The sequence below is a fragment of the Bacteroidota bacterium genome (assembly GCA_034723125.1).
Classification (GTDB): Bacteria; Bacteroidota; Bacteroidia; order CAILMK01; family JAAYUY01; genus JAYEOP01.
Genome location: JAYEOP010000590.1, coordinates 1 through 7,114, shown reverse-complemented (window position 1 = coordinate 7,114; position 7,114 = coordinate 1). Strand labels below are relative to the sequence as shown.

Sequence of the window (7,114 nt, the reverse complement as noted above, 5' to 3'; positions counted from 1 at the left end):
TTGTTCGCAGTAGATCACGATAAAGGAGTTCCAGAGTCTCATGGACCCGGCTACCCACAAAGGCTTCTATCGTCTCTTCCTGCTCCGGCTTTAGGTTGGTGAGGTATTGGAGCTTATATTGCAGGGGACATCTTTCATAGGTTTGTAATTTTGAATGAGAAAATTGTTGCATTGGGTTATATAAATATAAATAGATGATTATCTTCTATTCTAAATTGTTTTTAAAATTTATAAACATAGGGATTTTCAAGTCATAATTACACTTAATAAGTCTTTATGAATTTTTTTCCATTCTTGATTTAGATTTATTGTTTTAATTTGTAAGTTATGATTTGGTATTTTATATTTTAAATCCAAATCTTTTTTAACTGTTGGGTAAAGTAATATTCCAGTACATTTTTTATTTAGACCTCCTTTGTTTTCTATATTATTTATGTAGGCAAACATTTGATATAAATTATTGGATATTAACTTTTCTTTATTCTTATATTGACCCTTAATGGCCTCTTTATAATATTTTGTATCAACTATTATTTTTTTACTTTTTGATTTTAGCGATATATCGGTTTCCATTCTCGGCATATAACTCATATCTTCATCATTCTCAGCCTTAACATTCCATGCAATCAATTCCCTTGTTACAGAAAATTCGTTTTGTTCTTTTCTATAAAAATTCCTAACAAAATCTTCGAAGAGCATTCTCATTTTTACTTCGTCTCTTATAAAATCTCTAAATTTCCCCTTGCCCGTTTCTTCCGTGATTAAATAATTTTCATATATCAGCCTACATACCTTGATCAGAAAATCATAAAAGTAATTATTTCTGTTTAATTTTACAGCATTAAATATTTTTGAGGAAAGCCTTATCTCATCAATCTCTTTCAATAATCGATAGATTTTATTCAATTCGTCCCTCAGCTCCTGATCCACCTCATCATTTCTAACTAATCCTCCAATCACTGTTTTAATAATTCTGTTGTGAAGAATGTTGTAACTAAAATCGTCGAATTCGCAACTAATTTCACATCGTACCAACAAGTTCCTTTTCAGTGTTTCATTGAAATTAATCTTTCCCTTAATTCTCTTTGAATCTTCTTTGATATCAATGTAATTTCTGTCCAATCCTTTCCTGATTAGATGATTCATTCCGTTAATTAATATCTTTGCAAAAAGATCAAGTAACTTAGTGTGATCTTCTTCTTTTACGTTAACAACATCTTTTTCTTCAAGTTTATCCCAAGCATAACAAAGTAGGTAATATATATTTATTATAGGTATCTCCATAAAAATCAGTTTAATAAATTCTTCGCTTCATTAAATTTTTTCTCACTATCAAACCAATACTCCTCGAGCAATGGTTCAATTTCGTATTTGACAATATTCTTAAACCATTCTTCGTCATATTTACTTTTTCTCTGAGGACAGAAAAAACTATGACCAATTTGATATCCTTTTCCAAGATTATTATCATCATTAATTATCATCTCATTTAGTTTGCTTATTTTTTCAACTATCGCTTTAATAATAATCTTTTTAACTCCCATATTTTCTAGGAATGAACTAAAGCTGTTATTAAATTTTGGTTTCAGAAAAATAAAATTAAATCTTCTTCGCAAAGCATAGTCTACCATCGCAAGTGATTTATCAGCTGTGTTCATAGTCCCAATCAAATGAACATTTTCTGGCACATAAAATGTTTCTCTGTCATCTTGGGAATATGTTAAAGGTATAGCAAAATCTTTACCCCGTTTATCTTTTTCAATAAGCATCATTAATTCACCAAAAATTTTGCTCAGATTTCCTCTATTTATTTCATCTATCAAGAAGAAATACTTATTGTTTGGATCATTTTTAGCTTTCTGACAAAATCTGAAAAATATTCCATTAACAAGATCAAATTTTCCTTTTTCATTGGGCCTGTAACCTTGCATGAAATCTTCATATGAATATGATTGATGAAATTGGATAGATTGTACCTTGTTTACGTCTTTGTATCCAATCAAATAATAAGCCAACCTTTTTGCAAGAAAAGTTTTGCCAACTCCGGGAGGGCCTTGCAGAATGATATTTTTGTTTCTTTCAATATTTTGGGCTATATTATCAAATTCATTTTCTGAAATAAATAATTTGTCTAGAGCATCCTTTTTTATATATTTTTCAATTTTTTCTTTCGTGAAAATATTTTTCTCATCAATCAAATATCTAATGGTTTCATATTCTTCTTTGCTTATTTTAAACAAACTTCCTTGATTGTTCTTAATTGGTTCGCAATTTTTCAAACTTTCTTCATTTTTCAATTCATTCCACAAAATTGGATTTTGTAAAGTCTCAGTTTTTTCAAATTCAATCACTTCCCCCTCTTTGTTCTCATATAACCCTTTGGTTATTTTGCATATTGAAGTAATTTGTTTGTCCGGACTTGTTATATATCCAAACATAATGTCGCCCGGCTTAACCTCTTTAAAATAACTATAAATTCTTCTGGGATTCTTGGCCTCATTATGGCTTGTATATATTTGTTTGGAACCGACTTCCGCCTCTGTTAAATTCCAAATTTTTGGATTTGCATTAATCCACCAGTAATTTTTTCCATCAATATTACTTTCGTCCATTATGCCCAATAATTCTTGGGCATAACCTTCATACGGAGTTATGTTAGTTAAAGTTTTTAATGCAGGATGAATAATCTCTTTATCTATCTTCCAATTTCCCTTTTTAATCCACATCACATTTCGTATGTGTTTATATGTCTTCCTCCTTGCATCATAAATATAATCTGAAGTTACCTTTCCATAGCCGACCAATTCATGAATTCCCTTTTTGACAATTAAAATATCCCCAATTCTCATTGTTCTAGAAAAATCCAAACAAGCTTGGGCAGTATTGCTGGCATTAGTTTTTAATCCAAATAAGTTTTTCGCAACCTTTTGAATTTCTTTTTTATTTTTATATTGTAAGAGATCTTTTGTTTTATCCCAGCCGACTCCAATGATCCCTTTTTGATAGAACTCCTCCCAGTGCTTTGCATCTTCCCCCGGAGAAATTGTCCAGTATTGAATTTTTGGAGTTTCTTCAAGTTGTTTTTTATATTCATTAATTATGTTTTTCAAGTCATTTTCCATTTGTTCTTGATTTAAATTATCAATGTTTTTCACATCGTATACTTTATAAACATAAGAACTGCCATATCTCTCTGGCTCCGAGTTGAAATTTTCAATAAAATAATCTTCAATTGTTTCTTTTCCAACAATGTTCCAAATTTGTTCGGGTTCACTTATTTCACTTATACCATATGCTAGAAATAATTTATTTATACTTTTATAAAAAAGAAAGACTGGATAAATTCCCTTCTGTAATTTATTGTCACCGGATAAAAAACTAATCCAGGGTGTTTGTGCAGAGCTTACTTTTCCAAAACTTATCCTCACTTTACAATTCATATAATCCTTTCGGTATTGCTTTGTTGTAAGATTGCTTGCCTTGGCTTGTTCAAGAAATTTAACAAGTTCGGGGAAATATCTCTCTCTATTATAACGATCTTCAAGAATATAGAAAAAGTCTTGACCATCCAGAGCAGTCCTTCCTGGCTTGACCTCAATACCTCTGATATTTACAGTTTCAAGTTCTGGCTTCAGCAATTTGCCCATTTCATGGCACAGGTCAGTAAATGTTTGATATTTCTCGCCAACACTCATAGAACTCCATTCTTGTCTTTTTCCAATGAGCTTTTTGAGAGCCATAAAGGTTGAATTTTTATAAGTTGGATATTTACTGGAATTGAATACCGCCATAATGTAACCAAATAAGGGTGTTCCTAATTTAATTTTTTCATCCACTTTTTTCGTCTCATCCCTAAAATAATCAATGCGTTTAGCAATATTCTTTTTTCCATTCAATAAGTTTTCCATCAACTTTGTGGCTTGCTTTGTTTTTTCCTTAGCAAATTTATTGAGATCGTCCAAGTCCATATAACTCACAAAGGATCCTTCGTTTGGATTATTTTTTTGAAGAATTTCAATTTTTTTAAGAATGTCTCTTTCCTTGATAAATTCCTTATGTGTTGCAGGCAATATTTTTGGATCCCATTTATATTCCTCGTTCCATTGCTGCTCGTCTCCACTTTTTCTTTTCTGTAAATATTCTTCAATTCTAGGCTTAATAACATCAGATTTAATTATTCTCCTGATTTCCTTGATATTAACTCTCATTGAATTTATATAAAATAATTAAAAAGCACATTAATTTTTGCAAAAAACCCTACCTGAATTATTCTCTTAATTATAATCTTAATAAAAACTTTATAGCATTTTCATTGATAACCAATTAACCATGCAATTCTCCTCCCCATTAAGCCACTTTCTACCCATTTAATCAAGTCTTGAGAGATTTTAGATTATAAATTCTAGATTATAAATTAAGAATTCTGTTCAGCTATTTTAAATTATAACTTACTATACTTATTGAAATAAATAATGTATTTTTGATTAAAAGAATATGCAACTTATGGAATCCACTTTAGATTCAGCATGGATGAAACTAAAGTAATCAACAATACTATAGCTACAATCAAAAAGGTTTTAATATTTCTTCATAGTAAAAAAATAAAGGCGATGTTTGACAGAGTACTACTCCCCAATAATTTAAAATTATTTATTAAAAATTCTAATTGGACGCCTGCAAAAACTTATGCTAAAACATGGCCCCATGAATATATTGTCCAAGAAAAAGTTGATAACAAATTATACTTAGAGCTTGCTAATTACATTGACCAGTCCGGATACGAGGATTATTTTTACAAAACAAAACAGATTTATTTTAGATATGGCAATTACACTTATTGGCACATGGAAAATATTATAAACAGATGTTTAAATAAAAATACTTATTATCAAAGAAAAAAAGATGATAGATTGCCTGATAAGGAGTAGGAGCTTTCTGCTCTCTGATTAGAAAATTATTACTATAAACTCTTATAAAACTTTTCAATTTTCTTTGCCATTAATTTCCGTCTTTTTTCTAAAAATTCATCATAATTAGTAATATCCATTTCAAAAATATCAGTTGGGATAGAATTTATTTCTAAATTTTTTATCAATTTTTTCTTGTCTGTAATTTCTCCAATACTTCCACTATCCAAAGTTTTATTATCACATTGATTTAATGCTCGGCTAAAATATTGTCCTGGTGGTTTATCTCCTATTGTTATATTTACTTCTTGTTGTAAATAAACAAAATTTGCAATTTGATTATATTTACTTATTCCAAACCCTGCTTTTTGAAGATAATTTTTGGGGAAAATATGATGGACGTCTCCTTTTATGCTAACGAGTTGATCGATTAAAACCGATTCGGAGAATAAAGCTTTATCCTTAGAGCATATCTGTGCTATAAAAAAGAGGCTTAAAAATGGGCTTGAAATTATCGCCCTGTTTAAATTTTGTACAAGTCCAATATTCCAATAAGTTGATGACATGTCCGCCTCTTCAATCTTTGCAATAACTTTTTTAATTCCATATTTATTAATATCTTTAATATCCTTATCCATCGTAGATTCTGGTGAGGCTGAATATCTTTCAGTCAAAATTGAAAGAACAAGCCATTTTTTTGTATATTTCCCAATTAAATTATTTGCCATTCCATCTTTTCTAAGTTTTAAATAGACAATATAGGCAAAATTTAGAACGCTCTGTGAATTAATAAGTTTTGAATCAATAATTCCAGCTGATTGTAAAATAATAAGGAATTTCTTAAAATGATTTTCATTTATAAAGTCAAGGACTCCATTTTTTAAAGCCAAGAATGATTTCTCTTGTATTTTTTGATCATAATTTCTTGTTTTAAAATTTTGTCCAGATAAAAGCTTCACAAGATCGCTAATTTTCCCTCTATTAAATTCCTTAATGAAACTTACTCTTAAAATATCCTTATAGTTTGGATTATATATATTATCCAATTCCTTCCCGGCCCATTTCATTTTTAGCAAATATTCTGTTCGGCTAAACTCTTTATCGTTTCTTCCAATATCTTCAAGAAAATGTGGTGTTTGAGATAGATGAGCAAAATAATCAATAGACTTTCTTAAATTCACTCCAAACAAATGGTCTGATGTTGGTTCGTATGAGGCAATTTTACTCATTGCAAAATCTGCTTGTGAAAGGGGAGTCCCAGCATCATTAATTCTAACAAATATTTCCGTTACATCATCAATATCTAAATTTGCATCAAGCTCAATAATTCCAATAAACTTATCCTCCATGTTTAGTAATTTTGTTAGACTTTGCTGAGTCTTGATTTTTTGTTTTTCGGTAAAATTATTTTTTTTACAAAAATTAGCAGTAAAATTAAAAATATTATTTCTAGTTTTAAAAAATTCTGAAATATCGCTTATCCATTCACTATTTTTTTCAATAACAGGAGTTAATGTTTCAAACTTTTCTTTCAATGGATTAAAGGAAATCCGAATCCTCTTTTTTTGATACTCTTTGTCTATAATTTCTCGTCCCAAGATCGCAGCCATCAAAGCGGTAATTCTTTGTTGTCCATCTATTATAACTTGTTTTCCCTCGCTCATTCTTCCATTTTTTAGTCTTATATTTGGATTTTTCCATGTAATAATATAACCTATTGGAAATTCCTGATACAACGAGTCCATAAGATTACGAACTTTTTTACTCTCCCAAACAAAAGGTCTCTGAATTTCTGGGATTACAATATCTTCGTCCTTAATGTTTTGAAGTAACGCACTAATATTTCTTTGATTGACGAAATAATTTGGCATAATTTTAAATATAAGTAATTAATTATATAATTCTTATTCTCTATCTCTTTTTATTAAACCACTTCCCACCCATTTAATAAAGCCTTCATGGTTAAGTTAGAAGGTTCGTAAAGTTTATAAAGTATTCCTTAATTGCCAGCCAGAGGCCCGCCTAGACTCGGCGAGGCTGGCTGGCTTGTCTCGCCGAAGGCGGATCACCCTCTGGGTGAAAAATTATTTAAGATATTCATTATTCATTAATTATCAATTATCCATTGTCAATTATCAATTATCTAAACTTTTCAACTTTATGAACTGAGCCCCCAATTAGCCTCAGCCTCCACATCTCTCCACCCC

General features: G+C 29.9%; 4 protein-coding genes. 1 reads left to right on the top strand and 3 read right to left on the bottom strand.

Annotated elements, in window-relative coordinates:
• Window positions 1-246 precede the first annotated feature (246 nt).
• The gene (gene mcrC / locus U9R42_14750; protein ID MEA3497284.1) at window positions 247-1,284 is read right to left on the bottom strand and encodes a 5-methylcytosine-specific restriction endonuclease system specificity protein McrC; all 1,038 of its coding nucleotides are present in this window, start codon (window positions 1,282-1,284) and stop codon (window positions 247-249) included.
• 5 nt (window positions 1,285-1,289) lie between these two features.
• Window positions 1,290-4,208, bottom strand: coding sequence for a DUF3578 domain-containing protein (locus tag U9R42_14745; GenBank protein ID MEA3497283.1), 2,919 nt, complete (start codon window positions 4,206-4,208; stop codon window positions 1,290-1,292).
• Window positions 4,209-4,610: 402 nt separating this feature from the next.
• On the opposite strand from U9R42_14745, the gene U9R42_14740 reads away from it, so the two are divergent.
• Window positions 4,611-4,928: a hypothetical protein gene (locus U9R42_14740; protein MEA3497282.1), complete on the top strand. Its 318-nt coding sequence runs from the start codon at window positions 4,611-4,613 to the stop codon at window positions 4,926-4,928.
• 32 nt (window positions 4,929-4,960) lie between these two features.
• Here the strand turns inward: U9R42_14740 and U9R42_14735 are convergent, their stop codons facing one another.
• A complete protein-coding gene (locus U9R42_14735; protein ID MEA3497281.1) occupies window positions 4,961-6,778 on the bottom strand; it encodes a DUF262 domain-containing protein in 1,818 nt (605 codons plus the stop codon).
• Window positions 6,779-7,114: the final 336 nt, after the last annotated feature.

Excerpts from the sequence above, each read along its gene's own strand:
- U9R42_14740 (MEA3497282.1), top strand. The coding sequence starts at position 4,611 with ATGTTTGACAGAGTACTACTCCCCAATAATTTAAAATTATTTATTAAA.
- mcrC (MEA3497284.1), bottom strand. The coding sequence starts at position 1,284 with ATGGAGATACCTATAATAAATATATATTACCTACTTTGTTATGCTTGG.
- U9R42_14735 (MEA3497281.1), bottom strand. The coding sequence starts at position 6,778 with ATGCCAAATTATTTCGTCAATCAAAGAAATATTAGTGCGTTACTTCAA.
- U9R42_14745 (MEA3497283.1), bottom strand. The coding sequence starts at position 4,208 with ATGAGAGTTAATATCAAGGAAATCAGGAGAATAATTAAATCTGATGTT.